This window comes from Cohnella candidum, from assembly GCF_003713065.1.
In the GTDB taxonomy this organism is placed as follows: Bacteria; Bacillota; Bacilli; order Paenibacillales; family Paenibacillaceae; genus Cohnella; species Cohnella candidum.
This window is the reverse complement of the sequence record NZ_CP033433.1, coordinates 2,220,453-2,246,491: the sequence shown is the minus strand read 5'-3', so window position 1 is coordinate 2,246,491 and position 26,039 is coordinate 2,220,453. Positions and strand designations below refer to the sequence as shown.

At 56.9% G+C, this 26,039-nt stretch carries 31 protein-coding genes; 25 read left to right on the top strand and 6 right to left on the bottom strand.

Annotation, left to right across the window (positions count from 1 at the left end):
* Positions 1-44: 44 nt before the first annotated feature.
* Entirely contained in the window at positions 45-665 is a 621-nt protein-coding gene (locus EAV92_RS10715; protein ID WP_123041076.1) for an NAD(P)-dependent oxidoreductase, read from the bottom strand.
* A 131-nt stretch (positions 666-796) separates the two neighbouring features.
* On the opposite strand from EAV92_RS10715, the gene hcp reads away from it, so the two are divergent.
* The gene (gene hcp, locus EAV92_RS10710; protein ID WP_123041075.1) at positions 797-2,089 is read left to right on the top strand and encodes a hydroxylamine reductase; all 1,293 of its coding nucleotides are present in this window, start codon (positions 797-799) and stop codon (positions 2,087-2,089) included.
* 56 nt (positions 2,090-2,145) lie between these two features.
* Here the strand turns inward: hcp and EAV92_RS10705 are convergent, their stop codons facing one another.
* Entirely contained in the window at positions 2,146-3,315 is a 1,170-nt protein-coding gene (locus EAV92_RS10705; protein ID WP_123041074.1) for a hypothetical protein, read from the bottom strand.
* 459 nt (positions 3,316-3,774) lie between these two features.
* Here EAV92_RS10705 and EAV92_RS10700 point away from each other — a divergent pair, with 459 nt between their 5' ends.
* The 14 genes from EAV92_RS10700 (at position 3,775) to EAV92_RS10635 (ending at position 10,022) form a co-directional block, all read left to right on the top strand.
* Positions 3,775-4,317: a DoxX family protein gene (locus tag EAV92_RS10700; protein ID WP_123041073.1), complete on the top strand. Its 543-nt coding sequence runs from the start codon at positions 3,775-3,777 to the stop codon at positions 4,315-4,317.
* Between the two features lie 82 nt (positions 4,318-4,399).
* Positions 4,400-4,831: a universal stress protein gene (locus EAV92_RS10695; protein ID WP_164472725.1), complete on the top strand. Its 432-nt coding sequence runs from the start codon at positions 4,400-4,402 to the stop codon at positions 4,829-4,831.
* 32 nt (positions 4,832-4,863) lie between these two features.
* Entirely contained in the window at positions 4,864-5,478 is a 615-nt protein-coding gene (gene mobA / locus EAV92_RS10690) for a molybdenum cofactor guanylyltransferase (RefSeq protein ID WP_164472724.1), read from the top strand.
* Between the two features lie 54 nt (positions 5,479-5,532).
* Positions 5,533-5,961 (top strand): Hsp20/alpha crystallin family protein, encoded by a 429-nt coding sequence (locus tag EAV92_RS10685; protein WP_123041070.1) that lies wholly within the window; start codon positions 5,533-5,535, stop codon positions 5,959-5,961.
* Between the two features lie 32 nt (positions 5,962-5,993).
* A complete protein-coding gene (locus EAV92_RS10680) occupies positions 5,994-6,218 on the top strand; it encodes a hypothetical protein (RefSeq protein WP_123041069.1) in 225 nt (74 codons plus the stop codon).
* Entirely contained in the window at positions 6,215-6,619 is a 405-nt protein-coding gene (locus EAV92_RS10675) for a hypothetical protein (RefSeq protein ID WP_123041068.1), read from the top strand. The genes EAV92_RS10680 and EAV92_RS10675 overlap by 4 nt, the downstream gene beginning before the upstream one ends.
* Before the next feature lie 5 nt (positions 6,620-6,624).
* Positions 6,625-6,906: a hypothetical protein gene (locus EAV92_RS10670; protein ID WP_123041067.1), complete on the top strand. Its 282-nt coding sequence runs from the start codon at positions 6,625-6,627 to the stop codon at positions 6,904-6,906.
* Positions 6,907-6,941: 35 nt separating this feature from the next.
* Entirely contained in the window at positions 6,942-7,397 is a 456-nt protein-coding gene (locus EAV92_RS10665; protein ID WP_123041066.1) for an Hsp20/alpha crystallin family protein, read from the top strand.
* A gap of 170 nt (positions 7,398-7,567) precedes the next feature.
* Complete coding sequence (locus EAV92_RS10660) at positions 7,568-8,104, top strand: hypothetical protein (RefSeq protein ID WP_123041065.1); 537 nt, start codon at positions 7,568-7,570, stop codon at positions 8,102-8,104.
* Positions 8,105-8,146: 42 nt separating this feature from the next.
* On the top strand, positions 8,147-8,398 hold the full coding sequence (locus tag EAV92_RS10655) for a hypothetical protein (RefSeq protein ID WP_123041064.1): 252 nt from the start codon (positions 8,147-8,149) through the stop codon (positions 8,396-8,398).
* A 17-nt stretch (positions 8,399-8,415) separates the two neighbouring features.
* Positions 8,416-8,682, top strand: a complete 267-nt coding sequence (locus EAV92_RS10650) for a hypothetical protein (RefSeq protein ID WP_123041063.1) — start codon at positions 8,416-8,418, stop codon at positions 8,680-8,682.
* A gap of 158 nt (positions 8,683-8,840) precedes the next feature.
* Positions 8,841-8,939 carry a sporulation protein YjcZ gene (locus EAV92_RS10645; RefSeq protein WP_123041062.1) on the top strand — a complete coding sequence of 33 codons (99 nt, stop codon included), beginning with the start codon at positions 8,841-8,843 and terminating at the stop codon, positions 8,937-8,939.
* Between the two features lie 141 nt (positions 8,940-9,080).
* Complete coding sequence (locus EAV92_RS10640) at positions 9,081-9,797, top strand: class I SAM-dependent methyltransferase (RefSeq protein WP_123041061.1); 717 nt, start codon at positions 9,081-9,083, stop codon at positions 9,795-9,797.
* 114 nt (positions 9,798-9,911) lie between these two features.
* A complete protein-coding gene (locus tag EAV92_RS10635) occupies positions 9,912-10,022 on the top strand; it encodes a sporulation protein YjcZ (protein WP_123041060.1) in 111 nt (36 codons plus the stop codon).
* A gap of 63 nt (positions 10,023-10,085) precedes the next feature.
* On the opposite strand, the gene EAV92_RS10630 is transcribed toward EAV92_RS10635, so the two are convergent.
* Positions 10,086-10,535, bottom strand: a complete 450-nt coding sequence (locus tag EAV92_RS10630; RefSeq protein WP_164472723.1) for a hypothetical protein — start codon at positions 10,533-10,535, stop codon at positions 10,086-10,088.
* 140 nt (positions 10,536-10,675) lie between these two features.
* Here EAV92_RS10630 and EAV92_RS10625 point away from each other — a divergent pair, with 140 nt between their 5' ends.
* The 9 genes from EAV92_RS10625 (at position 10,676) to EAV92_RS10585 (ending at position 22,011) form a co-directional block, all read left to right on the top strand.
* Positions 10,676-12,619, top strand: coding sequence for a TOMM precursor leader peptide-binding protein (locus tag EAV92_RS10625; protein ID WP_123041058.1), 1,944 nt, complete (start codon positions 10,676-10,678; stop codon positions 12,617-12,619).
* A 366-nt stretch (positions 12,620-12,985) separates the two neighbouring features.
* Positions 12,986-15,055 carry a bifunctional aldolase/short-chain dehydrogenase gene (locus EAV92_RS10620; protein WP_123041057.1) on the top strand — a complete coding sequence of 690 codons (2,070 nt, stop codon included), beginning with the start codon at positions 12,986-12,988 and terminating at the stop codon, positions 15,053-15,055.
* 30 nt (positions 15,056-15,085) lie between these two features.
* Complete coding sequence (locus EAV92_RS10615) at positions 15,086-15,463, top strand: sensory rhodopsin transducer (RefSeq protein ID WP_123043682.1); 378 nt, start codon at positions 15,086-15,088, stop codon at positions 15,461-15,463.
* Between the two features lie 11 nt (positions 15,464-15,474).
* The gene (gene rhaA, locus EAV92_RS10610) at positions 15,475-16,734 is read left to right on the top strand and encodes an L-rhamnose isomerase (protein ID WP_123043681.1); all 1,260 of its coding nucleotides are present in this window, start codon (positions 15,475-15,477) and stop codon (positions 16,732-16,734) included.
* A gap of 33 nt (positions 16,735-16,767) precedes the next feature.
* On the top strand, positions 16,768-18,237 hold the full coding sequence (locus EAV92_RS10605) for a rhamnulokinase (RefSeq protein ID WP_123041056.1): 1,470 nt from the start codon (positions 16,768-16,770) through the stop codon (positions 18,235-18,237).
* Between the two features lie 33 nt (positions 18,238-18,270).
* Entirely contained in the window at positions 18,271-19,035 is a 765-nt protein-coding gene (locus tag EAV92_RS10600) for a DeoR/GlpR family DNA-binding transcription regulator (RefSeq protein WP_123041055.1), read from the top strand.
* Between the two features lie 18 nt (positions 19,036-19,053).
* Entirely contained in the window at positions 19,054-19,782 is a 729-nt protein-coding gene (locus tag EAV92_RS10595; RefSeq protein ID WP_123041054.1) for a (Fe-S)-binding protein, read from the top strand.
* Complete coding sequence (locus EAV92_RS10590) at positions 19,779-21,293, top strand: LutB/LldF family L-lactate oxidation iron-sulfur protein (RefSeq protein WP_123041053.1); 1,515 nt, start codon at positions 19,779-19,781, stop codon at positions 21,291-21,293. Before EAV92_RS10595 ends, EAV92_RS10590 begins: the two co-directional genes overlap by 4 nt.
* Positions 21,286-22,011 carry a LutC/YkgG family protein gene (locus tag EAV92_RS10585; protein ID WP_123041052.1) on the top strand — a complete coding sequence of 242 codons (726 nt, stop codon included), beginning with the start codon at positions 21,286-21,288 and terminating at the stop codon, positions 22,009-22,011. The genes EAV92_RS10590 and EAV92_RS10585 overlap by 8 nt, the downstream gene beginning before the upstream one ends.
* Positions 22,012-22,123: 112 nt before the next feature.
* Here EAV92_RS10585 and EAV92_RS10580 read toward each other — a convergent pair whose 3' ends face one another.
* The 3 genes from EAV92_RS10580 to EAV92_RS10570 form a co-directional block, all read right to left on the bottom strand.
* A complete protein-coding gene (locus EAV92_RS10580) occupies positions 22,124-22,885 on the bottom strand; it encodes a Crp/Fnr family transcriptional regulator (protein ID WP_123043680.1) in 762 nt (253 codons plus the stop codon).
* Positions 22,886-23,086: 201 nt separating this feature from the next.
* The gene (locus EAV92_RS10575) at positions 23,087-24,175 is read right to left on the bottom strand and encodes a threonine aldolase family protein (protein WP_123041051.1); all 1,089 of its coding nucleotides are present in this window, start codon (positions 24,173-24,175) and stop codon (positions 23,087-23,089) included.
* Positions 24,172-25,128: an AraC family transcriptional regulator gene (locus EAV92_RS10570; protein WP_164472722.1), complete on the bottom strand. Its 957-nt coding sequence runs from the start codon at positions 25,126-25,128 to the stop codon at positions 24,172-24,174. Before EAV92_RS10570 ends, EAV92_RS10575 begins: the two co-directional genes overlap by 4 nt.
* A gap of 177 nt (positions 25,129-25,305) precedes the next feature.
* Between EAV92_RS10570 and EAV92_RS10565 the strand changes: the two genes are divergently transcribed.
* Positions 25,306-26,037: a ThuA domain-containing protein gene (locus EAV92_RS10565; RefSeq protein ID WP_123041049.1), complete on the top strand. Its 732-nt coding sequence runs from the start codon at positions 25,306-25,308 to the stop codon at positions 26,035-26,037.
* Positions 26,038-26,039: the final 2 nt, after the last annotated feature.

The following is a 26,039-nucleotide window of genomic DNA, read 5'->3' as shown; positions in this document are numbered from 1 at the left end:
ATGGAGCGAAGGGCGGAGAATGATTTCCGCTCTTTTCCCATCTATTAGTAGGCGATACCTACGCGTGACTTTATATAATCGCTCGTTTTTATCTGGTTATATGTAAACTCCGCAGTATCCGAAACGGAGATTTCAACTCCGCCCTCAGGCAAGAAATCACGTTCTACGCGGTATTTGCCTATTCTTTCTCCGTCAGGCAAATACGTAGGACAGACAATGGTCCAATCCAGTGTCGATTGGTTAAGCAGATCGTAAACTTTATGATGTTCGAGCGCTGCACGGACGGATTTGCGCTTGGATTCACTGGACTGATAACGCAGGGAATCTGGGGTTGTTCTGCTTTGCAGAATGCCTGCAGTCCCTATCGTTATGATTCGTTGTATACCATCGTGTTCCATGGCTTCGATGATGAACGGCATGCTTTCCGTTAGCGTGGTTGTCCCATCCGTATTGAGCGCGCTAATCACGACATCAATCCCATGCATGGCGCGGACGATATCGTTTTTATTTAAAACATTGCCCTGTAAAATAGATAAATTTTCATTGTTGATTTGAATCTTTTCCGGTGTGCGAACCAATACAGTCACCTGATGTCCGTCATGCAGGGCATGCGTAACGATTTGACTTCCAACTCGTCCGGTTGCGCCTAAAATTAATAGATTCATAGAACGTGCCTCCTTGGGTGAATCAAAGCTATTATAACGTCTTTTTTGTGAAGTGTGATTTTTATCACGGGTTGAGTCCATGCCTGCCGTTACACTAAGCGACATGACTAGTGTAATGGAGGTAGATAAAAATGTTTTGCCATCAATGTGAACAAACGCCTTCCGGAGGCTGCAAGGTTATCGGGGTATGCGGGAAGGATGAGACGATCGCGAGTCTGCAGGATACGACTATCTTTGCGCTCAAGGGGATCGCGGCTTACGCGACGCATGCGAGACAACTCGGTTACTCGGATCCTGAGGTGGATCGGGTCACGCAAGAGGCGCTGTATTTGACGCTGACCAACTCCAACTTCAATTTGCAGGAACATCTCGACATGGCGATGAAAGTCGGGGGAGCGGCTGTCCGCATCATGGATGCGTTGGATCGCGCACATACGGAACATTTCGGCATCCCGCAGCCGGTCAAGGTATCCCAAAACAAAATCGAAGGCAAAGCCATCGTCGTCACGGGACACAATTTGTACGCCCTCGAGGAACTGTTGAAGCAGACGGAGGGCAAGGGGATCAACATTTATACGCACTCCGAGATGCTCCCCGCTCACGGCTATCCGGAATTGAAAAAATACGCCAACCTGAAGGGGAACATCGGCAAGGCCTGGTACGATCAGCGGCGTTTGTTCGAGAAATTCCCAGGCGCGATTTTGGCAACGACCAATTGCGTCATGCCGATCAAGGGTTCCTATGCGGACCGCTTCTTCTCCTATGAAGTTGCCGGTCTGGAAGGAGTAACGAAGATCGTCGGAGAGGACTTCACCCCGCTGATCGATCGAGCCTTGTCCCTGCCTGCCGCCGACATTGAATCGGATCAGGTGCTGACAACCGGCTATCACCATGAGACGGTCATCGGCCTGGCTCCGGAAATCATCGATGCCGTGAAGGCCGGTAAAATTAAGCGGTTCTTCGTCATTGCAGGTTGCGACGCTCCGGGCACCGGCGGGAACTATTACCGGGAGCTGGCGACTTCGCTGCCGAACGATACCGTCATTCTCACGACGAGCTGCGGCAAGTTCCGGTTCAACGACGTGGATTACGGAACGGTTGCGGACACCGGAATCCCGCGTTATATCGATCTTGGCCAATGCAACAATTCCGGGTCGACCGTCAAAATCGCCCTTGCCCTCGCAGACGCCTTCGGCTGCAGCGTCAACGAGCTGCCGGTCAGCATCGTCCTTTCCTGGTTTGAGCAGAAGGCCGTCGCGATCTTGCTCGGACTGTTCAGCTTAGGGATCCAAGACATCCGCATTGGGCCCAAGGCGCCGAAGTTTATCTCTCAAGGCGTGATGGACGTGTTGGTCGAAAAATTCGGATTGAAGCTCATCGGAGATGCGCAAACCGACATGGCTGAGATGCTCGGAATCCACTGAACTGATACAAGAAGAGCGTCCCTCACCAGGGACGCTCTTCTTATTCACGAGCCGACTCACCGAATTCTCGTCCAGTGAAAGCCGTCGTTCGAGATCGTGACTTTATGGTCGTCTCCATGTCCGATGAGCTTCGATCCGGCTTGCATGACATACATCCCGTTCGGAAGGGATTTATCCAGATTGGTCGTTTTCCACTTGATTCCGTCCGTTGAGGTGAGAACTTTAGAGCGAACTACGCCCGAACTATACCAGTATTTCGTAAAAATCATGTAGTTCTTGCCGATCTTGAACATCGGAGAACGGTCGTAGGTCGTGTTCAGCGTTTTCTTCATGCTTGTAAGCTTGAATGTCGTGCCATCCTTAGAGGTTAACCGGTTGCCGTATGCGTCGAACAAAGTAATGACGCCATTGGAGACCTGCTGCTCGGGTTGGTAACGGTAATCTGCCGAAGGGACATCGTTGACAGCAAACGTATAGTTCAAAGTAGCTTTAACTGCCCCGGACTGAAGCGCCCAGCCGCGAAGGTCGCCGGAACGATAGACGATCATCTCGGCATAGCGATTTTGGCGGCCTGCATCCACGATAAATTGATTTTTAGAGAGGGTCTTTGGCTTGCCGTAAAACGTGTACCCGCCTCCGAATGCCGAATAAACCTTGCCATTCCAAGTAATGAAGTCGATATCCGACGGAAGCGCGGCCGTTTCATTCCATTCCGTTCCGTTGGAGGACGTGAACAACGTCGTGCCGGTCCCGAATTGCCGGGTGAGCAGGAGGTATTGTCCGTTGACGTATTGGACGTTTGAGATCGTGCGAGGCCGGCCTTCGTCGTCATTCAGGTTGAAAGGGACCCACGACTTGCCATCGACGGACATGTACGCGTGAACGGCGGAATCGGGTTGGCTGACGTGAACGGAGGCCAAATAAAATTTCCCTTTGACGTAATGAACGCCGTACATCTCGTCCGACGGAAGGCGGTAAGTCACCCAGCTTTTGCCCCAATCGCGGGTCACGTTCAAGTAATCGAACGTCGTGATCATGATCGTTCCCTTATCGTCGGCGGCAATGGAAATGATCGTATCCGTCGTGGCGCGGTTGTACGCGACCTTCAATTGCAGCGAGTCACCGGAAATGCTTCCGCCAGCCGGCGCATCGGCTGCTTGCGTTGCTGCCGGCATGGCGCCGATCAAGCAGCCTGCCAACATCAAGAAAAGAAAAAACTTCTTCATGTTCCATATCACTCCACTCTTAGTTGTGGAGCCTATTATATAATTCTCTCTTGCTCTCTTACAAGAGAGGGTTGAGGGGCGGTACCGGGGCTTATCCCGGTTCCGCCATTTCGTTTTCGTGGACTGGAAAAGCTCCATTCTATCGAAGGATACCGAAGCATACTTCGTTATGAACTGGAAAATCTCCAGTTTATTCACGCAAAATCGAGGATCGGCGATAAATCGGTCCAACGAACTGCAGCTAATCCAGTCTACGGGCTATAAAGTGTCGGAAACAACGAATTATACTGCAGAAATTCCAGTTCATAACCATCGTCTGTAGCTCGTTTGGTCAAACTTTCGAGCGGGTTTGCGTGATTTTACGCGTCATGTGATCAACTTCACATTCAGAAACCGCGCTCTCCTCCATAATGGGGTTGTAAGGAAAACCAAACGAAACCCCGAGGGGAGATGACCATCATGGTCATGAAATTTTTCAAAGAAAACGTGTGGGCGGCCGTCGCGATTACGCTGCTGAGATTATACGTCGGATGGGAATGGATGCATCACGGCTGGGAGAAGTTGACAAGCGACTTCGACGCCGCGGCCTTCCTGAAAGGCGCGATCGCCAAGCCGGTCGCCGACAGGGCGACGCAAGAGGTGTTGTTCCCGAACTACACCTACTTCATCCAGCACTTCGCTCTGCCGAACGTGAAGTTGATCAACTTCATGATCCCGCTGGGAGAATTCCTGATCGGCGTCGGGCTCATCGTCGGCGGGCTGACGCTGACGGCCGCATTCTTCGGCATGATGCTGAACTTCCTGTTCCTCTTCGCCGGCACGGTCAGCGTGAACCCGTGGCTGCTGGTCCTGGGCGTGATCATCTTCACTGCAGGCGCCAACGCCGGACGCTTCGGACTTGACGGGTACGTGTTCCCGCATCTTGGCAAAGTGTGGGCGAAGCTGACACACCGGAAAGACAAAACCGGTAACGGCGGCATCGGCAAAGCCTTGCCTCACTAACGCAGCAGCGATGGAGGAAGGCCGTCCGAACGGACGGCTTTTCCAATTCTGCGCAAGCCAACAATACAAGGGAGGAACTTTTATGATTTATCATCACATTCTGGTTGCTTATGACGGTTCGGAAGCGGCGGATAAAGCGTTAAAGCAAGCCGTCGAACTGACGGAGAGAAATATGGGCAGCAAGCTGACGGTGGTCCATGTTCTGTATCGTTCGGCCTTGTCTTTCGAAGGATTCGTCGGCATCATCCCGGGCGACTACCAAGAAAAGCTGAGGGAATACGAAGACGCCTTGATCCAGAAGGCAAGCGAGAGGATTTCGGTGCTGTCTTACGCCGAAATCATCGTGGTCACCGGGTATCCCGCGACCGTGATCCTCGAAACCGCAGCGGATCGAAACTGCGATCTCATCGTGATGGGCAGCAGGGGACTCGGAGCCTTCAAGGAATGGATGCTCGGCAGCGTAAGCCATCACGTCGTCCAACATGCACGTATTCCGGTACTGGTGGTCAAATAAGGCGTACGTCTAAGAAAGGAGGGAAAACCGACATGAGCGAAGCGACCGTAACCGGAGCTCTCTTGTGCGGAGGCCCCCATTCGAAATTGTCAGGCATACCGAAGGCGCTGCTGAAGCTGGGAGATGAAACGCTCATCGACCGCCAAATCCGCGTCATGAGGGAAATTTGTTCGGAAATCATCGTCGTCACCGACAAACCCAAACTCCTGATTGACCATCTCGATCCCTCGGTTCGGCTCATTACCGATTATTTTATGGATTGCGGACCGGTCGGAGGCATCCATGCCGCCTTGCATCTCGCCCGCCATCCACTCGTATGGATCGCGGGAAGCGACATGCCGTTTCTGTCCGCGGAGCTGGCCCGGCGATTGGTCGGCAGCCGCACGGAAAAAAGCGAAGCCGTCATTCCGTTACTTCGGCATGAGCCGATTCCGCTGCACGGGGTATACGGCAAAAACGGCGCGGAGAAAGTCGCCAAAATGCTGGCCGCCGGGGAAACGAGCAAGGAGAAATTCCTGGGAAGGTTCCATTGGCTGGGCATCGAGACCGACTCGTGGTCGAAGGAACCGGAAATCGGGGAGTTCGATTTCGTCATCCGCGGCGAGGCGGACGTCGGGCGCGCCGGCGTGTTGAACTACTCATATTGAACGAGGGTGCCGAGTAAGCTTTAACACGGGACATGAAGACTGGGGGATGCGACCATGGACCAGGAGAGGACGCGTCTGCCGAAAGAGTTTTACAGCCAGGCCAGCCAAGTGCTCGGCGAAGATTTCTGGCAGGAGATCAGCGGGCTTATTCCGGTTCCGGGCCCGCGCGTCGATGTCTACCACGACACGACGGCCGTGTTCGTGCTTGCCGAACTGCCGGGCCTTCTATCCGCGGATCAAATCGGCATCCGATTGGAAGGGCAGACGCTCGAACTGGAAGGAGAGCTCCCTTGTCCCTATCCGGTGACGGAGAATCGGATCCTTCAGCGGGAACGGTTTTTCGGTCCGTTCAGAAGAGCGCTGGCATTGCCCAAACCGGTGTCGCCGGATGCCATCCGAGCGAAATATTCCAGAGGGCTGCTCGTCATTGAGCTTCCATTGCGGGAGCCCGCGGAACAAACCAAAATCAACGTGGAATTTTAGGAAACGGAATGTGTCTGAAAGGAAGCGGGACTATGGCGGAAATATGGTTCGGAGAGCTTCGCGTCGGAACGGTTTCGTCATCTTCGGGCATTTATGCCGGGAGCAATAAGCTCGCGAAATATTCGCATACATCCAAGCAAAACCAGGCCTTCGGCACGGTGAACGGCCAGCAGTGCAGCGTTATGGGGATCGTGAATGTGCTGGACGATCTTGACGAAACGGACATGGAATGGCACGGGAAGAAGACGATACGGTGAGAAATCCTTTTCGAAGAAAAACGCCGGATCAAAGGGACGCTTTCGTCCAAGAGTTGAAAACCCAGATCCGCGAAATGAACGTCCGGTTTCACCGGCTGGAGGAGAATCTGGAGCGGCTGAACGGCAAATTCCCGCAAGTGACGATCGAAAACGTGCACATCCATCAACCGGTATTGGAAAAGCTGGAGTTCCGGCTGGATGCTCTGGACATCGAGCAGCTGAGCGGTTCGTTGAATTTGGGAAACAATTTCGGCGCCAGAACCGCTCCCGAACGCGGCAGCGTCAAAAGTACGGCCGAGAAGGGGAAGCCCGGTGAAGCCGGCGGCGAGAACGTTTCCCCGCAGGAGTTTCCGGGGCTTGAGCGGACGCCGTCGGGTTTTCGTCTGAATAACCGGAGGTGACGGCCTTGTCCTCTTTTTTGTCTCCGCAGTTCGTGATCGGTTCCATCCGCATCGGTTCCGTCGAGAACGCGTCCTGCGTCAATTTGGGTAACAATTGGCCGACCGCGTTCGAAAGCCATCAGAAATTGACGCAAGGATTCGGATCGGTCAGCGGCGACCGCAATCTGGTGGCCGGAATCCGATCCCTGCTGAACGATTCCGATTTTCTGGATATGCTGAACGTGTCGGACCCGGAGGTTCCGGAATGGCTGCGCGGTATCATTTCGGATCGCCAAAACATAAAGTAAGGGAAAGGCGGATAACGGGAAAGGCAGTGAACCGGATGGACGACTGGCGGCAGCAAGGATGGGATTGGCAGCAATTCCAGAAAAGCTTGTTCAAGCAAATGCCGTTCATTGGGAAGGAAGTCGATTTGAAGGGTTTAGACCAATTCGTGCAAAAAGCGATCCAAAGCTACATGCCGGAAGCGATGCTGACGCAAGCAGGACTTCCGCCGATGATGGTAAGCTCGCTTGATTACGAATTGTTCGAAACGCATCGTTCCATTTTCGTACGATGCCGGCCGCCCGAGGCTTCGCTTAGGGGCGTAAGGTTTTTCGCCAACAGCCGGAAGCTCAGGATCGAGTTTGGCGATCATACGGAAGAAATCCCTTTGCCGAGCGATATCAATCCGTCCCGCACCATCGCGAGAATGGAAGACGGCGTGCTGGAAATCCGAATGCTTAAAGCGGGACATTCCGAACCGCTCCAGGAGATCTACGTCCGCGACGAAGATTGACTTGGGTTGGCGGCATACTAACCGATACCGTCCTTTCGCGCAGGTGCGCCCTGCTTGCGAGGGGGCGTTTTTATTTTCCGCTCCCGTACAGGCAACGGTCTGGGCGCTGCCGCATACATTATAGGCACCAGCCGGAGGATCGCGTCCGGATCTTCGAGAGGTGATGCGTGATGGAGCTGTCCGGACAGAGAGCGTGCGTCGTTTTTAATCGGCTGTCCGTCAACAACATCGAGAATTCTTCGGGAATTTTCATCGGAGTCAACCACGCGATAGGATGGAGCACCAGCAGCAAAACGAACTATGGGTTCGGCCACTTGAGCGACGCGGCCGTCACGAACGTCATCAATTACCTGAACGATTCGGATTTCGTGGACGCGAACATGCAAGACGTCCGGAACGTGAGTTTAACGGAAACGCCCAACGTGCTGCAGCAAAGCGCCGTCGATTTTCATTCCATTCATGCCAATGCCTTGAACAACGGTTCCGCGATCGATCTGGGGGATAACAAGCAGCTCGGGTGGCGCAATTCCCACAAGGTGAATTATGCCCAAGGCAAAAACCTGGGCAGCAATCAACTGACGCAATTCGCCAATTTCACGATGGATAACGACGTGATCGACGCGCCGATGCGGACCGAGGGGAGTATCGCGGATACGTCCGGTTGGGTGAAAAACATTCGGATCACGCAGGACACCGAAGAGCCCTAATCCGAATATCGTGTTCTATAGGCTCTTATCGGGGGTGAAAGCTTGGCTGTTTACATTACGTTGGCTGCCGGCGCCATCAACGTCAATGCCTTAAACAGGGGCAGCGCCATCGCGGTAGGGGAAATCGCCCAGCCCGGCTGGACTCAGAACGGCAAATCGAATTTCGGGAACGGCCAGATGTTCGGCGCTAACGTGCAATTCGCATTCGCGGCGACCGTGTTCGATAACGATCTCGTGGATAATCCGATCGGTGAGATTCAACCCACCGCTTCGCTGCAGAACCAGTCGCTGTAAGGGAAGGAGGGACTGCGTTGAGCAAAAAACCGGAGCTTTATCCCTGCATCCGATGCTTGAGAATGCCGCAGGAAAACGAGCGATTCTGTGCAGACTGCGGGACTCCCGTCCAGAACCGCTGTTCGGACGAACCGGGCATATTGCGCAGGGGCTGCAGGTTCGTAAATCCTCCGACGGCGGCTTATTGCGTGAAATGCGGCGAACCGACGGTTTACCAACGGAACGGCTTGATCGGTCCGCTGCATCCGAACGGAAGCAAGCCGTCGTTCCTGGGCTTCCAGTAGGAAGCCCTCTTTTTTTGCGGCAAGCTTGTCCGATTCCGGACCGGGATATTGGCTTGATTTGTCGGGATCTGTGCGTTCGTCCTGTCGCTTCGGCTATCGACTCCATATATTAGGGGGGTAATGACGAATTCCAATCCCTGACAAGGGGGTGATTTTCAATGGGTTTCAGTTGTGGAGGATTTGGCGGCGGCGCAGCTTTCGTTCTCGTTCTCTTCATTCTGCTGGTTATCATCCTGTCTGCCGGATTTTGGGTTTGATACAGAAACCATTAAACCTTGACCGTCTCGCGAACTTCGCGGGCGGTTTTCTTTTTATCGTCGCGCATAGGCGATCGCCAACACGGCGAAAGACACTCCTCCATATACCTATTTAGGCACGTAAACAAAGGAGGTTCATCGATGGAGTATATGGACTTGCTTTCGCGCCTCGGGGTGTCTTCCGCTCACCCGGGAGGCTTCCAGGCGACGCAAAGGCTGCTCGAGAAAGCGCTGAAACCGGGTGATCTTCACATTCTCGAGGTCGGCTGCGGCACCGGTAAAACGGCGTGTTATCTCCGCAGCCAAGGATACCGGGTGACCGCGTTAGACCAGCACCCCGTGATGCTGGAAAAGGCGAAACAGCGGGCCGAGAAAGAAGGATGGACGGATATCGAATGGGTCCAGGGAAGCGTAGAGGAGCTCCCCTTCGAGGAGGGAACGTTCGACGCCGTCTATGCGGAATCCGTCACGATTTTCACCGACGTTCCCAAGTCGCTCTCGGAATACTATCGGGTGTTGAAGCCGGGCGGGCGGCTGCTCGACCGCGAATTGGTTTTATATACGCCGATCCCGGATTCGATCTACAACGAAATCAAAGATTATTTCAAATTCGATAAGATTCTTTCCTTGGACGAATGGATGCCGCTGTTCGATCAAACCGGGTTCAGCTGCGACCGGCCGTCGTTCGACTCCTTCAGCAGCCATGAACGCGCGATTGATCCGACCGAAATCCAGGACCTGGACATCTCGGCGTTGTTCGATATGGAAGTCGTGGAGGGCATCGTGAAATACTCCGATCTCATGCTGGCTCAGGAGCAATATTTCCGGGTTTGCGACTTCGTTGCCGAGAAATCCTAGGCCGTTTTGATACGGGATACGGACAAACGCACAGGCCAGGCACCCCGGCTATTCATACAATATCATGGTCAGACGCTGAAAAACCAAAATCTACAAAACGGAGGATGATCATCCATGAGCGTAGGAGTCGGCCATTCTTGCGGAGGCTTCGGCGGCGGCGCAGCACTCGTACTCGTGCTGTACGTTCTGCTCGTCATCATTCTCGCAGGAGCCTTATTCGTTTAAACGAATCTCGCCGTTGCGACGAGAGGGCCGGTCAGGTGCCGCTGGCCGGCCTTTTCGTTTGTCTTAAATCTTCAATCCGCCGAGAAGCGGCATGATCCATCGCAGCATGCCGAAACCCATCTTGATGCCGGGTATGACTTTGCCGAGCATTCCCATGAATCCGCCGAAGCCCGCATTCCCTGCGGCATTGCCGCCTCCCGGGAATCCTCCTCCGAAGGGGAAGCCGCCTCCAAAGGGTAAGCCGCCCCCGCCTCCGCCTCCGCCGCCCAACAACGGAGACAGCATGCCCGGCAAAAAACCGGACACTTGCGCTTTTTCCGCTTCCCGAAGGAATGCGGGCGAAAGCTTGCCTTGGGCTTTGTGCCCCGTCAGCGTCAATTCGCCGTTGTCGACTCCGGATATCCAACCTACATAATGGCTCCCGTCCTTGAGGACGACGCAGACCGGCTGCCCCATCCAGCGCCTGACGTCCCCAGCCGTCCAATCCGCGTTTGCGTTAACGATGATTTTCACCTCATTCCGTCATTTGCTTCAATTTATTCAGGCGTTTGCGGGTCCGCTTGTACGTTCATTTGGAAAAACCGTATTTCATACGATGATAAACAGATTCGAATTAATGGGGCGTTTTCCATTCGGAGGAGAGGAGGTGCCATGTGCGGGATACGATCGTGATCATCGGGGAAGGACAGCTGGCCGAGCTCGTAAACCGGCAACTCGAAGGTTCGGTCTCTTTGGTGTGGAGAAGGGATATTCCGTGGAATCTGCCGAAATCGGCGAAGCTTTGCGTGACGATCGGCGAGGAATACCGGCCCGACGAGCTTGAAGCGGCGGAACGGAAGGTTCGGCAATTCGGCATTCCGTGGTTGAGCGGAAGGATCGTTTCCGGAGAAGGCGTCGTAGGACCGCTCGCCCGGCCGGACCTTCCTGGCTGTTTGTCGTGTGCGATGACCCGGATATGGAATGCGGGGTTCGATCAGGACAACCGGATGGCGCTGCAGCTTGAACTGATGAGGAAAGGGGTTATTAGGCGGAATCGATCGGTGTCGCGAAACGGGCTTGTCCTGATGAGTCGCCTGATTGCCGAGGTTGCGCGAAGAGGCCTGCAAGGGAAGCCGTCTGGGGGGGAGGATGCGGTTTATATCGTCGATTTCGCCACGCTGGGCGTGACCAGGCATGCCTTTCTACCGGACCCTCTGTGCTCCGTTTGCGGAGAAGTGCCGGATGACACCTCGGAAGCGGCACGTATCTTATTGAAGCCGAATCCGAAAACGGATCCCGGCTCCTACCGGGCGAAGCCGATCGAACCGCTCAAGCAGGCTATGCATCGGGATTATGTCGACGAACGCACCGGATTGATGAAAAAGCTGACGCCGGATCCGGATACTCCGTTCAGCGACGTGTACGTCAACGTTCCGACTCCCGCCGGGGTTGAGGTGACGGTGGGTCGCTCCCATCATTACAAACAAAGCGAACTCACCGCCATATTGGAGGGGCTGGAACGAATCTGCGGCACCATGCCGCGGGGCAAACGGACTTGCATTCTCGACTCATACGAGCGTCTACGGGACGTCGCGCTCGATCCCAGGACGGCAGGGCTGTATTCCGACGAACAATACGCGATGCCCGATTTTCCGTTCGAACCCTTCGATCCGACGATGAAGCTCCGATGGGTGTTGGCTTATTCCTTTCTTCAGGAGCGGCCCGTTCTGGTTCCGGAGCAGTTCGTTTATTACAGCTCGGGAATCGGGGGCTCTTTCGTCGACGAAGGATCCAACGGCTGCGCGCTCGGAGGCAGCCTGGAGGAAGCGATCCTGTACGGCTTGCTGGAGCTTGCGGAGCGCGATGCTTTCCTGTTGTCCTGGTACGCAAGGCTGCCCCTTCCCCGTCTCGACCCCGGTTCCGTGCCGGACACGGAGCTGCAATTGATGGTTCAGCGAATGGAGAAAGTAGCGGGGTACCGCTTATTTCTACTGAATGGCACGATGGAGCATGGCATTCCAAGCATCATCGCCGTGGCCAAGAACACGAAGAAGACGGGCGCCAACTTGATCTGCGCCGCCGGTGCACATTTGGATCCGATCAGGGCGGCGAAGAGCGCGATTTTCGAACTTGCCGGCCATACCCATTACCTGGATGCCTTGTTGGAACAGAATCGCGAGGAATACGCAGAAATGGCCGAAAATCCCGATCTCGTCAGCGAAATGCCCGATCATGCCTTGTCCTACACGGTGCCGGAAGCTGAGGCGCGGGTGTCGTTTTGGCTGGACCCGGAGAGGCCGGTACAACGATTTTCCGACGTATTCGCCCCCCGGGAGAGGCGCACGGATGTTACGGACGACTTGCGCGATTCGATCGAGCGTTTCCGGCGATTGAACATGGACGTCCTCGCGGTGGACCAATCGACGGTCGAAACGAGACGGAACGGCTTGTTCTGCGCGAAAGTGATCGTCCCCGGCTTGCTTCCCATGACGTTCGGGCATCAGCTTAGACGGGTGTCCGGACTGGAACGGGTGCTGAAGGTTCCGATGGAACTGGGCTACCGGGATCGACCGCTCACGCCTTCCGAGTTGAATCCCTACCCGCATCCGTTTCTCTGACGCGTCCGGCTTGTGCTAGATTTGGCCCTTGAAGTGGGATTGCGAAAATAGTGGGAAAAGTTCCCGTTAAATTTTACGAATTGTCTCTCAGCCGAAAACAGTGGGAAAAGCTCCTGCTAAATTGGCGCAAACTATGATCAAAGTCAAAAAAACGCCCATTTAGTGGGCGTTTTTCCTGTTATTTTTAACAAAACAGGAGTGAGCCGCGAAATAGTCGGACATTTTCCCATTATTGCTGGAAAGGCGGGTTGCTTTGACGCTGGTCAGAGAAGCCTATCTTTTTTATTTATATTTGATTCTCAAAACAAAACAAACATGTTATGATTAAAAACAGGCAAAAACAAAAACATTCGGAGGTTTTCAGGCATGGTTCAATCTTTGTGGGACTCATCAAAAGCTTCTCAGGCAACGAACGCGCTGGAGGAACTGGTTTACCGCTCGAACATCATCGGCGCCGATCGCCGCGTTTGCAATATTTACGGAGGCAATACGTCCGCGAAGACGGTCGTTCAAGATTTCCGCGGCCGCGACGTCGAAGTCATGTACGTCAAGGGCAGCGGCTCTGATCTCGGTTCGATGAAAGCCGGTAACTTCACCGGCCTTCGCATGGACGACATCCGTCCGCTGTTCGAGCGCGACGCGATGACCGACGAAGAGATGGTCGCTTACCTCGGTCACACGATGATCGACGCGAAGCATCCGCGCGCTTCCATCGAGACGCTGCTCCATGCCTTCCTTCCTTTCAAACACGTGGATCATACGCACCCTGACGCGATCATCAGCCTGTGCTGCGCCGACAACGGCAAAGCGCTTGCGAAGGAGATTTTCGGAGACCGCTTCGTATGGGTTCCTTATGTCCGTCCGGGCTTTACACTGTCCAAAATGATCGCCGAAGGCGTTCTCGCGAACCCGAAGGCGGAGCTCGTGCTGATGGAGAAACACGGCCTCGTCACGTGGGGCGAAACGTCCGAAGCGTGCTACGCGCAGACGATCAAAATCATCAATGAAGCGGAAGCGTTCATCGAAGCCCGCGTGAACGAAGCGAAGCTGTTCGGCGGCGTCAAACACGCCGCGCTGCCGGCCGAAGTCCGCCGCAGCATCGCGGCCCAGGTGATGCCGACGATTCGCGGCGCCGTGTCCGACGCCAAGAAAGCGATTCTTTCCTTCGACGACCAGGACGACGTGCTGGCGTTCGTGGGCGGCCAGGATTCCCCGCAGCTGTCCCAGGTGGGCGCCGCTTGCCCGGACCATCTCGTCCATACGAAAGTCGTTCCGCTGTTCATCGATTGGACGCCGAACGCCGACGACGTTGAAGGGCTGAAAGCAAAGCTGAAGGAAGGCGTCGCCGCATACAAGGAGCAGTACAAAGCCTACTTCGAGCGCAACAAGAACGAAGGCGACGTTATGTTCGAAGCCGCGCCCCGCGTTATCCTGATCCCCGGCGTGGGCATGGTCAACACCGGCAAGAGCTGGGCGCTGTCCCAGGTCAGCGGAGCCCTCTACCACCGCGCGATCTCGGTCATGCGCGGCGCGACCGCGCTCGGCCAATTCGTCTCGCTAAGCGAGAACGAGTCTTACAACGTAGAATACTGGCCGCTCGAGCTGTATAAGCTGTCCCTTGCGCCGCCGGAAGCCGAGTTCTCCCGCAAGGTGGCGTTCATCACCGGCGGAGCGGGCGGAATCGGCAGCGAAACGGCCCGCCGCCTCGTCTCGGAAGGCGCGCACGTCGTGCTCGCCGACCTGAACCTGGAAGGCGCGCAGAAAGTCGCCGCCGAAATCAACGAAAAGTACGGCGAGAACCGCGCGCTCGCGGTTAAAATGGACGTAACGGACGAAGCGGCCATCCAAGCCGCTTACGCCCTCACGACCCTGACTTACGGCGGCGTCGACATCATCGTCAACAACGCGGGCCTCGCGACGTCGAGCCCGTTCGACGAAACGTCGCTGAAAGAATGGAACCTGAACATGAACGTGCTCGGCACCGGCTACTTCCTGGTCGCCCGCGAAGCGTTCAAGATCATGAAGCAGCAAGCGATCGGCGGCAATATGGTGTTCATCGGCTCGAAAAACTCCGTATACGCCGGCAAGAACGCGACCGCCTACAGCGCCGTTAAAGCGCTGGAAGCGCATCTGGCCCGCTGCATCGCGGCGGAAGGCGGCGAGTTCGGCATCCGCGTGAATACGATTCTTCCGGACGCGATCCTGCAAGGCTCGGCGATCTGGAACGGCGCATGGCGCAACGAACGTGCCGCCGCCTACGGCATCGAGCCGGACCAGCTCGAGGAATATTACCGCAAACGCACGACGCTGCTCGTGAACATTTATCCGAAGGATATCGCGGAAGGCATCGCGTTCTTCGCCTCCTCCAAGTCGGATAAAACGACGGGCTGCATGCTGACGATCGACGGCGGCGTGCCTGCCGCATTCACTCGTTAATCGGGGAGGGCGTTTGCCTTGTTCAAAGCGATGGGAGAACGGCATTGGTTCATTCCGGACGGCTATATTCCGCCGGACAGCACGGGTGACCTGGTCAGCCATGAATCGGTCTGCGTGCTGAATACCTCGTCGGAAGACGCGCTTCTCTCTTTCACGGTATACTTCGAAGACCGGGAACCGATCGAGAACGTGCTGGTCGTCGTGCCCGGCAGAAGGTCCCGCCATATCCGGACGAGCACGCTGGCGAAGGAGGGGGAAGCGATTCCCCCCGGCGTGCCTTATTCCTTGGCCGTGAGCAGCGACGTGCCGGTCGTCGTCCAATACAGCCGCCAAGACGCGACGCAGGCCGCCAACGCCTTGCTGTCGGTCATGGCTTATCCGATCAAACCACATCAGAACGGGAGATGAAGGCAGTGGCGATTCCATCCGATATCGAAAAGAATTACGAAGAAGCGAAAAAGCTTTACGCCCGGCACGGGATCGACGTCGACAAGGCGCTTGAGCGGCTGACGGACATTAAAATCTCGATGCATTGCTGGCAGGGGGACGACGTACGGGGCTTCCTGAACCGCGATCAAGAGCTGACGGGCGGTATCAGCGTCACCGGATCGTACCCCGGCGCGGCCCGCACGCCGGAGGAGCTTCGCGCGGATCTCGAGAAAGCGTTCACCCTGATTCCGGGCAAGCACAAGGTCAACCTGCACGCGATTTACGCGGATACGGACGAGAAGGTCGAACTGGACCGGCTCGAACCGAAGCATTTTGAGCGTTGGGTCGATTGGGCGAAGGAACAAGGGCTCGGCCTGGACTTCAACCCGACCTGCTTCTCGCACGAAAATTCCAAGGACGGCTTCACGCTGAGCCATCCGGACCCGGCCATCCGCCGATTCTGGATCGATCACTGCAAAGCGTCCCGCAAAATCGGCGCTTATTTCGGCGAGCAGCTCGGCCAAACCTGCGTCACGAACGTATGGATTCCGGACGGCTTCAAGGACACGCCGGTCGACCGCATGGCTCCTCGCCGGCGCCTGAAAGACGCGCTGGACGAAGTGTTCGCGGAACCGCTGAATCCGGCGTTCAACCTGGACGCGGTCGAGAGCAAGCTTTTCGGCCTCGGCTCCGAAGCTTACGTCGTGGGCTCCCATGAATTTTACATGGGTTACGGAATCCAGAACGACAAGCTGATCTGCCTGGACGCCGGCCACTTCCATCCGACGGAAGTCATCTCCAATAAACTTTCCTCCCTCGCGTTGTTCACGAACGGGATTCTCCTTCACGTGAGCCGCCCGATGCGTTGGGACAGCGACCACGTCGTCGTGCTCGACGACGAGCTGATGGACATCGGCCGCGAGCTGGTGCGCCATGACCTGCTCGACACGACGTACATCGGTCTCGATTTCTTCGACGCCAGCATCAACCGCGTCGCGGCATGGGTCATCGGCACGCGCAACACGATCAAGGCGCTGCTGAAGGCGTTGCTCGAGCCGGTCGAAGCGCTGAAGCAAGCGGAGCTGGAGGGCGATTATACGACCCGCCTGGCCTTGACCGAGGAGTTCAAGACGTATCCGTTCGGCGCGGTGTGGGATTATTACTGCGCGAAGCAAGGCGTGCCGGTCCGCGAAGAGTGGATCGCGCAAGTGAAGCAATACGAACGGGAAGTGCTCCTGAACCGCGGGTAATCGCCTGCCACACCTATAAGGGAGGTTTCCGCCTTGTCCGGAATTCTCGCATTCGACCTCGGCGCGAGCAGCGGCCGCGCGATCCTCGGCCGGCTGAACGGCAGCCGCATCGAGACGGAGGAGCTTCACCGGTTTCCCAACGATCCCGTGCAAGTCGGGGATCGCCTGCACTGGGACATTCTCCGTCTCTATCACGAAATCAAGCAAGGGCTGCTGAAAGCGAAGCATGCCGGCGTGGAGCCTGCCAGCCTGGGGATCGATTCCTGGGCGGTCGACTTCGGCTTGCTCGGTCCGGACGGGGGTTTGCTGGGTAACCCCTTCCATTATCGGGACCGCCATACGGACGGCATGATGGAGAAGTTTTTCGAGGAAGTGCCATCATCCGAAGTATTCGCCCGGACCGGCATTCAGTTTCTGCCTTTCAATACGCTATATCAGCTGTACGCCATGAAAAGCGCCGGATCGCCGTTGTTTGATTCCGCCGAGCGGTTCCTCATGATTCCCGATCTTCTGCGTTATTTCCTGACCGGGGAATCGTTCAACGAATTTTCCAATGCGACCACCACGCAGCTTTACAATCCGGTGGAGGACCGTTGGGACGGCGAGTTGATCCGCAAACTCGGATTGCCCGCCTCCTGGTTCGGCGAAGTGCTTCAGCCCGGCGCGTCAGCCGGCAGCCTTCGGTCTTCGGTGCGCGAAGAGCTCGGCATCGGCGCCGTTCCGGTCGTCGCGGTTGCGGAGCATGACACGGGTTCGGCGGTCGTTGCTGTTCCCGCGCTGGACCGCTCGTTCGCTTATCTCAGCTGCGGCACTTGGTCGCTGCTGGGGACGGAGGTCGACCGGCCGGTCATCGACGATAACGCGCTGAAGTTCAACTTCACGAACGAAGGCGGCTTCGGCGGCACGTATCGGCTGCTCAAGAACATCATGGGCTTGTGGATTCTGCAGGAAAGCCGCCGCGAATGGGAACGGGCAGGAGTTTCCTATACGTTCCCCGAATTGGTTAAGCTGGCGGGCGAAGCGAAGCCGTTCGGCCTGTTCCTGGAGCCGGACGACGCGCTGTTCCTGCACCCGGGCGATATGCCCGCGCGCATTCGGCAATACGCCGAACGCTCGGGACAGCGGCCGCCGGAAGGGCCGGGCGAGACCGTCCGCGCCATTTTGGAAAGCTTGGCCTTCAAGTACCGATATGTGCTCGAGCTGACCGAGAAACTTTCCGGACAATCGTTCGGCGGGCTTCACATGGTCGGCGGGGGCATCCACAATACGCTGCTGTGCCAATGGACGGCCAACGCCATCGGCAAACCCGTATGGGCGGGGCCGGCCGAAGGCAGCGCGATCGGCAACCTGGCGGTCCAATGGATCGCGGGCGGCCAGTTCAAGGACATTTGGGAAGCTCGGGGCGCCATCCGCGAATCGTTCCCCGTCACGGTCTACGAACCGCAGAACGCGGACGATTGGAACGAGGCGTACGGCCGCTTCCTGCAAGTCACGGGGCTTTAATTTACATTTCAGACATCGGAAAGAGGATCGAACATGCTGGTAGCGGAACGTTACGATAAAATCGTGCAGCTGGTCAACGACAGGGGAAGCATCCGGGTCACGGAGCTCAGCGAACTGTGCGGCGTGACGGAGGAGACGATCCGCCGGGATTTGGACCGCCTGGAGCAAGCCGGCCGCCTCCGCCGTTCCCACGGCGGCGCGGTCAGCGTCAAGGACGATGCCGTGCAATCGGAAATTCCGTATGCCGAGCGGGAGATCCTCCATTCCGAGGAGAAGCGTCGGATCGCGGAAGCCGCGGTCGGCTTGATCCAGCCGAAGGACCGCATCCTGCTGGACGCGAGCACGACGGCTTGGTATATGGCCCGCAGCCTGCCGGACATCCCGCTGACCGTACTGACGAATTCGATCCGCGTGGCGTCTGAGCTCGCCGTCAAGGAGAAGATCGACGTCATCTCCACCGGCGGCCTGCTGGCGCAGCGTTCGCTGTCCTTCGTCGGTCCGCTCGCGGAACGAACTTTGGACGGGTATTACGTTGACAAACTTTTCTTTTCCTGCAAAGGCGTCCATCCCGAACGCGGCGTCAGCGAATCGAATGAACTTCAAGCCCGTGTGAAGCAGAAAATGATCGACCGGGCGGACCGCGTCATCCTGCTGGCGGATTCGAGCAAATTCGGCGTCCAAGCGTTTACCCACGTAGCCGCCATGGACCAAATCGACGAGATCATTACCGACCGCAAGCTGCCTTCCGAAATCCGCGGCCGGTTGGAAGAGCGCAGCTTGAGCTTAACGGTCGTATAGGAAGCGAGGTGCCGCAACATGAAAGTATCCTTGTTCATTACCTGCCTGAGCGATGCCATCTATCCTCGCGTAGGGGAAGCGATGGTCCGCCTGCTCGCCCGTTACGGCGTGGAATTGGAGTTCCCGCGCGTGCAGACGTGCTGCGGCCAGCCTGCTTATAACAGCGGCTACTGGGACGAGGCGCGGAAAACCGCGAGGACGATTCTCGACGCGTTCGACGACAGCGATTTCGTCGTGTCGCCTTCCGGTTCCTGCACCTATATGATTCATCACTACCCGGAACTCTTCAAAGACGAGCCTGCCTATCTGGAGAAGGCCGGCCGCCTGCAGGAGAAAACCTACGAGTTCACGCAGTTCCTCGTGCAGGTACTTGGCGTGAAAGACCTCGGCGCGAAGTTCCCGCATAAGGTCACTTATCATCCTTCCTGCCACGGCAGCCGCCTGCTCGGCGTGAAAGACGAGCCGATGGAGCTGCTTCAGCACGTCCAAGGCCTCGAGTTCGTGCCGCTGCCCTATGCCCAAGATTGCTGCGGGTTCGGCGGGACTTTCGCGGTGAAAATGGCGGACATTTCCGGCGCCATGGTGACCGAGAAGGTGGACCACGTCAAGGAGACGGAAGCCGAAGTGCTGGTCGGCCTCGACATGGCATGCCTCATGAATATTGCCGGCAATCTTCGGTTCAGGGGCGAGCCGGTGCGCGTCATGCACCTCGCCGAGCTTCTCTATGAAGGAGTGAAGGGTGCATGAGCGCGGCACAAGCTAAGGGAAGCGTCAAACAGCGCGCGGAGCTGGCGCTGAACGACGAGTTTCTCCGCAAGGCGGTCAAGTTTACGACCGAGCGTTTGCGCACCGGTAAGCTAGCTGCGGCTGAGCAGCACGGCAACTGGGACGATTGGCGCGAGCGCGGACGGCAAATCCGGCTTCATACGATCGCGCATTTGGATTATTATTTGAACCTGTTCGTCGAGAACGCGCGGGCGAACGGCGTGCATGTGCATTTCGCGCAAACCGGCGCGGAAGCGGTGCGCATCGCGCTCGCCGTGGCGCAAAGCAAAGCCGCCAAGACGGTCGTCAAATCGAAGTCGATGGTGACCGAGGAGCTGCATCTCAACCATGCGCTCCACGACATCGGCGTCGAAGCGATCGAGACGGACCTGGGTGAGTACATCATCCAACTGGCAGGCGAGACGCCGTCACATATCATCATTCCCGCGATCCACAAAAACCGCTACCAGATCGCCGAGCTTCTGTCCAAGGAAGCAGGCGAGACGCTGGAGGCGGACACGACGATCCTGGCGGGGTTCGTCCGCAAGAAGCTGCGCGAGAAATTCCTCGAAGCCGACATCGGCATGACCGGCTGCAACTTCGCGATCGCGGAGACCGGGTCGATGGTGTTGTTCGAGAACGAAGGCAACGCGCGCATGGTCACGACCGTTCCGAAAACGCAGATCACGCTCATGGGCATGGAACGCATCATCCCATCCTGGACCGACCTCGAAGTGATGGCGACGCTGCTGCCGAGATCCGCGACGGGGCAGAAGCTGACCGTCTACATGTCCGGCATTACCGGACCGCGGCGGGAAGCGGACGCCGACGGACCGGAGGAAATGCACATCATCATCGTCGACAACGGCCGTTCCAATCAACTCGGCGATCCGGAATTCCAGGAGCTGCTGAACTGCATCCGCTGCGGGGCTTGCTTGAACGCCTGCCCGGTCTATCGGCACATTGGAGGCCACGCTTACGGCGGCACTTACAGCGGCCCGATCGGCGCGGTGCTGACGCCGGCTCTGCAGAAGAACGTGGCGGAATGGGACGACATCGCCAACGCTTCCAGCTTGTGCGGCGCCTGCTATGAAGCGTGTCCGGTCAAGATTCCGCTGCACGACATGCTCGTCTACCTGCGGCGCCGCAAGGTGGAATCCGGGCACGGCAACAAGCTGGAATCGGCTGGCATGAAAGGCTTCGCGGCCGTCGCCGGGGGTTCCGGCGTCATGGGAGCGGCGGTCAAGCTCGGACAGATCGGGCAGAAGCTGGTCGTCCGCGGCGGAGGCATCCGCTTGAAGGTCGGTCCGCTGAAAGGCTGGAACACGTATCGCGTGGCGCCTTCGCTGGCGAAGCGTTCGTTCCGCCAGCAATGGGACCGATTGAAGCGCGAGACGACCGACGCGAGTAAGGCGATGGATCCCGCCGTGAAGGCGCGGATGGAAGCGATTCTGAAAGAAAGAGGCAAGGGAGGCGGCGGACATCATGGCTGAGACGCATCAAGAGCTGCTGGCCCGGCTGGAGAAGGAATCATGCGCCAAGCAGGCGGCTTTCATGAACGACATCGCGGCGAAGCTGAAACGGCCTCGCGTGACGGAGCCGCCTCAGCGCCCTTTCCGGGGGGCGCCCGAATTCTGGAACGCATTCGAATGGCAGATGGAAGAGCGGATCGCGAAGTTCATCGAGAACTTCAAGGCCGTAGGCGGCCATGCGCAACGGCTCCCAGGCATGGATGAAGCGAAGGCGTTCATCGCCGGCAAAGCGGCCGAGATGGGGGCGAAATACGTCGTCCGCCAGGACCAGCGCGAGCTGGCCGATCTCGGATTGGAAGCCGCGATCCCGGACGCCCACGTCTCCGTCTGGAACGAGGATCCGGCCGGCGACTGGAAAGCCAGGGCAGCCGAAGCCGACTTCGGCGTCGTGCTCGCCGACTACGCCGCCGCTTACACCGGTTCGATCACCGTGCTGTCGGATAAAACCAAAGGCCGCTCGGTCAGCCTGCTGCCGACCGTGCTGTTCGCGCTGATCCCGGCCGACCGGTTGAAAACCCGGCTCGGCGAAATCCTGCCCGACTTCGACCGGGCGGGGCGGGCCAACCTGCCGGCGGGCATCCACTTCATCTCGGGTCCGAGCCGTTCGGCGGACATCGAGAATGACCTGACGATCGGGGTACACGGACCGGGAATCGTCTACGCGCTCATCATCGGCTGAACATCAAACAGGGCTGCCCAAGAGGTCTCTCATAACCTCTCGGACAGCCCTGTTTTTATGTCATTCAGAATGAATACGCAAAAACCGTGTTAATGGGGTCCCGCTGGCAGATTCAGATCCTACAAACTTCCTTCGGGCAAGCGGGGCAGGCGGGGCAATGGCACATGCCTTTCAAGGCTTTCAGGTCCAGAATGACGATCCGGCCTTTGCGGATGTCGATCGTTCCTTCTTCTTTCAGGCCGTTCAGCATCCGGTTGACGCTTTCCCGGGTCGTCCCGATGAATTCGGCCAGCTCGGCGTTCGTCAGCTTCAGCGAAATCCGGATACCGTCCGCTCCCATGACGCCGTACGTGTTCGCCATCCGGATCAGCGTGGAAGCCAGAGCGCCCGGTTTGCCGTAGAGAAGCAGATCGCGGAATTTCGATTCGGTGACGCGGTGCATCAGCGCCATCCAGTTCATGAACCGGACGGCGAAGTCGCCGTGGCGGTAGAGCAGGATCTCCAGGTCTTTCCATTGCACGACGCCGATGTCCGCGTTCTCCATCACTTCGGCGCTGAAGCTGTGCACGGCGCGCATGCCGTCCTCCGGTTCGCAAATCATGTCGCCCGCCTGCAGGATGGAGAGAATGAAGTCTTTGCCGTCCTCGGTCGATTTCCGCAGCTTCACCTTGCCCGAACGGATGTAGTAAAGCTTGCCGGTCGGTTCGCCTTCCCAGAACAGGTAGCTGCCGGCTTCCGCGCGTTTGGGATACATCAGCTCGGCGATCCGTTCGAATTGCTCTGCCGAGAAGAAGCTTTGGATGCCCAGCGGATTCTCTTTCCGTTCCGTCGCTGCGCCGGCACCCTTCAACAATACCGTTTCGCTAATGGCCATTTTCGCCAACCCCTTATTTGCTGTTGAATCTATCTTACCTCCCGCAAGCCGTTTTCGTTATCGGGGAATCTCCTGAAGTTCGGGGAGGGTTTTCCCCGAAAAAAGTGTGAGGAATATCACACCCTACCCTAAAATCCGGCAATTCCCCGACGGGGGAATCGGGGAGTTCCCTGAGCCAAAAGAAAAAGCGGCCTTCGCCGCTTATGCTTTCATGCCATCGTCGAGTAACCGGAACGCCCGACGGAGATCCTCTTTCGGTAAATCCGCATATTGATCGCCCACGCTCATCTCGAAAGCACAGGTCGACTCGTCGATTTCCTTCAAATAAGAAGTAAATCCGATTCCCGTTGCCCGTTGGACCTCAGCCAGGATCGAAGCCGCCTTCTCTTTAGGGAGATCAATATGGACGTGGAACATGTTCGAGACGGGCACGACCGGCAGCGTGGAGACGCCATGGCAGGCGTTGAACGATGCGGCCAGTTCCTTGGCATCTTCGTAATACTGCCCCATTTTGGGAGCTCTAAGTTCGTAGTAGTAATCCGCCGACAGAATGTAGGGGTACAGGCTGATCAAGTCGCCGCCATAGCGCCTTTTCCATATTTTCGATTTGGAGAGGAACTCGGAATCACCCGCCAGTATCGCACCCGCGATTCCGCCGATTCCTTTGTAGAAGGAGAGGTAGACGCTGTCGAACAACGCGCACACTTCGGCGGCTGTTTTGCCGTAGTACGGCAGCACCTCGAGCAGCCGGGCTCCGTCCAGATGCAGCCCGATGCCTTTCTCCCGGCAGTAATCCGAGATGCCGACAAGCGTTTCGAAGCTCGGAAGCTGGCCGCCGATCTCGCGCTGGGGCAGCTCGAGCAGGATGCAGGCAACGTTTTCGGTCATGCCCTTCACGTCTTCCAACTCGATTACGCGGTCCCGATCCGCCAACAGTACCGTTTGAATCCCGTGCAGCTCCTTCAAGCCGTCTTGCTCATGGATTTCCAGGTGGCTCAGCGGATGGTAAGCGACCTTCTTCAGGCTCTTCTCGTCGCACCAGATCCGCAGCGCGATTTGCTGGGCCATCGTCCCGCTCGGGAAGAACACTGCCGCTTCTTTGCCGAGAAGGGCCGCCATTTTCGCTTGAAAATCTTCGATGACCGCTCCCGTCCCGTACCGATCGCTTAACCGGCTTTCCTCGATTTGCTCGAAGGCTTCCTTCAGCACCCGGATATTCCGTTTGCCGTGATGGCCCAATTGGCGTTCGCAAGAATTGAAAGTTTGTTCTAGAAATTCGATGGCGTTCATGATGCGCTCCCGTCTGCTTCTAAGCTGTCGTTGTCTTCCGTGAAAGGTTCACGGAGCTTTTGTTTGAATTGTTTCGGAGAACAGCCGTTGTAGCGGCGGAACATGTCGTAAAAATGGCCGAGGTTGGAAATCCCCGCCGCTTCCGCCGCTTCGGCGATGCTGACGTTCGACGTCAGGAGCAGCTGCTCGGCTTTTTTGATGCGCTTGTAGACGACGAAGTCCGTGAAGGACATGCCGACCGCTTTTTTGAACGTTTTGATGAAGTGCGTATAGCTCATGTTCATCCGCCGACTGACCTCGGAGACGGACAGCTTCTCGCTGAGCCGCTCTTCCACGTAATCGATCGCGGGCTGGAGACGCTCGAGCAGATGGCTGTCCAAATAATGCAGGCGCCTCTGATCGTCGTGCCGCAAGAGCAGCAGCAGCATGTCCTTGATGCGGGAAGAGACGGACAGCTCGTAGCCGATTTGCTTACGGTTCATTTCTTCGTAAATTTCACGCATAAGCGACGCCGTCCGGTTCTTGACGTCCGGGTTCGCCATGTACACGTAATTGAGCGCGCTGAGCGGCCGGATGACCTCGGAGAAATGCTGCATGCTGTTCAGGGTGCTGATATCCCAATATTTTCGAAGGTCGATTTGGAGCACAATGTAACTCAAGCGTCCTTCCGTCGTCTGCAGCGTCGTATGCGGTTCGGAAGAACCGAACAACGCGATATCGCCCGAGCGGAGCACAAGCTTCTCCTCCGAGCAGAAAGCCGTCAATTCTCCTTCCAGGATGAGCAAGAACTCCACTTCCTCATGGTAATGCCACTGGGAGTATTGCTTTTGCATCCATGCGGCTTCCGTTTGGGCGCGGACTTCTTTCACGGCGGGCATTGCGGTATCGATCTGCCATATCCGAATGGACAGGAACGGATTCTGATAGACGACTTGCTCGTGTCTCATTTCCATCTGCGCGTCCACCACCTTCAGCAGGATTACGTAAAGATATTTTAGCATAACGGCACATTGTTTTGGCGACGATGACAGAATACCGTAAAAAATTCATCGAATCTGCCATCGAACCGTCATAACCGGTTGACTACAATAGGGAAAGAACCGATTCCTCTGTGCCAAAGGAGCGTCAACATGAGCCAACCGATTAACGTTACGATTTGGAACGAATACCGCCACGAAAAAAAGAACGACAAAGTCGCCTCGGTGTACCCGAACGGCATGCATGCCGCGATCGCCGAAGGACTGGATGTCGCCGCGAACGTAAAGATCGCCACCTTGGACGATCCGGAGCATGGACTGACCGAAGAAGTGCTGAACGGCACCGACGTGCTGATCTGGTGGGGGCACGTGGCGCATGACGAAGTCCGGGACGAAATCGTCGAGCGCGTTCATCAGCGCGTCCTGAAGGGCATGGGGCTGATCGTGCTTCACTCGGGCCATTTCTCGAAAATTTTCAAAAAGCTGATGGGGACGTCTTGCGACCTGAAGTGGAGAGAAGCGGACGAGAAGGAACGCATTTGGGTCGTCAACCCGGCTCACCCGATCGCCGAAGGCATCGGGGAATATTTCGAGCTGCCGCAGGAAGAAATGTACGGCGAGCACTTCGACATCCCGCAGCCGGACGAGCTCGTCATGGTCAGCTGGTTCGAGGGCGGCGAAGTTTTCCGCAGCGGCTGCTGCTACTCGCGCGGTGCGGGCAAAGTGTTCTATTTCCGTCCGGGACACGAAACATATCCGACGTACTATAACCCGCAAGTGCGGAAAGTCATTTCCAACGCCGTCAAATGGGCCGCTCCGGTGAAGCGGGACTACCCGCGTTACGGCAACGCCAAACCGCTCGAAACGATCAAGGGGAGTGTATGACC

Bases quoted from the DNA above. Each gene is read 5' to 3' on its own strand.
- EAV92_RS10600 (WP_123041055.1), top strand. From the start codon at position 18,271: ATGCTGGTAGCGGAACGTTACGATAAAATCGTGCAGCTGGTCAACGAC.
- EAV92_RS10615 (WP_123043682.1), top strand. From the start codon at position 15,086: ATGGGAGAACGGCATTGGTTCATTCCGGACGGCTATATTCCGCCGGAC.
- EAV92_RS10665 (WP_123041066.1), top strand. From the start codon at position 6,942: ATGGACGACTGGCGGCAGCAAGGATGGGATTGGCAGCAATTCCAGAAA.
- EAV92_RS10695 (WP_164472725.1), top strand. From the start codon at position 4,400: ATGATTTATCATCACATTCTGGTTGCTTATGACGGTTCGGAAGCGGCG.
- EAV92_RS10635 (WP_123041060.1), top strand. From the start codon at position 9,912: ATGAGCGTAGGAGTCGGCCATTCTTGCGGAGGCTTCGGCGGCGGCGCA.
- EAV92_RS10620 (WP_123041057.1), top strand. From the start codon at position 12,986: ATGGTTCAATCTTTGTGGGACTCATCAAAAGCTTCTCAGGCAACGAAC.
- EAV92_RS10570 (WP_164472722.1), bottom strand. From the start codon at position 25,128: ATGGAAATGAGACACGAGCAAGTCGTCTATCAGAATCCGTTCCTGTCC.
- EAV92_RS10585 (WP_123041052.1), top strand. From the start codon at position 21,286: ATGGCTGAGACGCATCAAGAGCTGCTGGCCCGGCTGGAGAAGGAATCA.
- EAV92_RS10705 (WP_123041074.1), bottom strand. From the start codon at position 3,315: ATGAAGAAGTTTTTTCTTTTCTTGATGTTGGCAGGCTGCTTGATCGGC.
- mobA (WP_164472724.1), top strand. From the start codon at position 4,864: ATGAGCGAAGCGACCGTAACCGGAGCTCTCTTGTGCGGAGGCCCCCAT.
- EAV92_RS10575 (WP_123041051.1), bottom strand. From the start codon at position 24,175: ATGAACGCCATCGAATTTCTAGAACAAACTTTCAATTCTTGCGAACGC.
- EAV92_RS10685 (WP_123041070.1), top strand. From the start codon at position 5,533: ATGGACCAGGAGAGGACGCGTCTGCCGAAAGAGTTTTACAGCCAGGCC.
- EAV92_RS10700 (WP_123041073.1), top strand. From the start codon at position 3,775: ATGGTCATGAAATTTTTCAAAGAAAACGTGTGGGCGGCCGTCGCGATT.
- EAV92_RS10680 (WP_123041069.1), top strand. From the start codon at position 5,994: ATGGCGGAAATATGGTTCGGAGAGCTTCGCGTCGGAACGGTTTCGTCA.
- EAV92_RS10595 (WP_123041054.1), top strand. From the start codon at position 19,054: ATGAAAGTATCCTTGTTCATTACCTGCCTGAGCGATGCCATCTATCCT.
- EAV92_RS10565 (WP_123041049.1), top strand. From the start codon at position 25,306: ATGAGCCAACCGATTAACGTTACGATTTGGAACGAATACCGCCACGAA.
- EAV92_RS10715 (WP_123041076.1), bottom strand. From the start codon at position 665: ATGAATCTATTAATTTTAGGCGCAACCGGACGAGTTGGAAGTCAAATC.
- EAV92_RS10640 (WP_123041061.1), top strand. From the start codon at position 9,081: ATGGAGTATATGGACTTGCTTTCGCGCCTCGGGGTGTCTTCCGCTCAC.
- hcp (WP_123041075.1), top strand. From the start codon at position 797: ATGTTTTGCCATCAATGTGAACAAACGCCTTCCGGAGGCTGCAAGGTT.
- EAV92_RS10590 (WP_123041053.1), top strand. From the start codon at position 19,779: ATGAGCGCGGCACAAGCTAAGGGAAGCGTCAAACAGCGCGCGGAGCTG.
- EAV92_RS10580 (WP_123043680.1), bottom strand. From the start codon at position 22,885: ATGGCCATTAGCGAAACGGTATTGTTGAAGGGTGCCGGCGCAGCGACG.
- EAV92_RS10660 (WP_123041065.1), top strand. From the start codon at position 7,568: ATGGAGCTGTCCGGACAGAGAGCGTGCGTCGTTTTTAATCGGCTGTCC.
- EAV92_RS10645 (WP_123041062.1), top strand. From the start codon at position 8,841: ATGGGTTTCAGTTGTGGAGGATTTGGCGGCGGCGCAGCTTTCGTTCTC.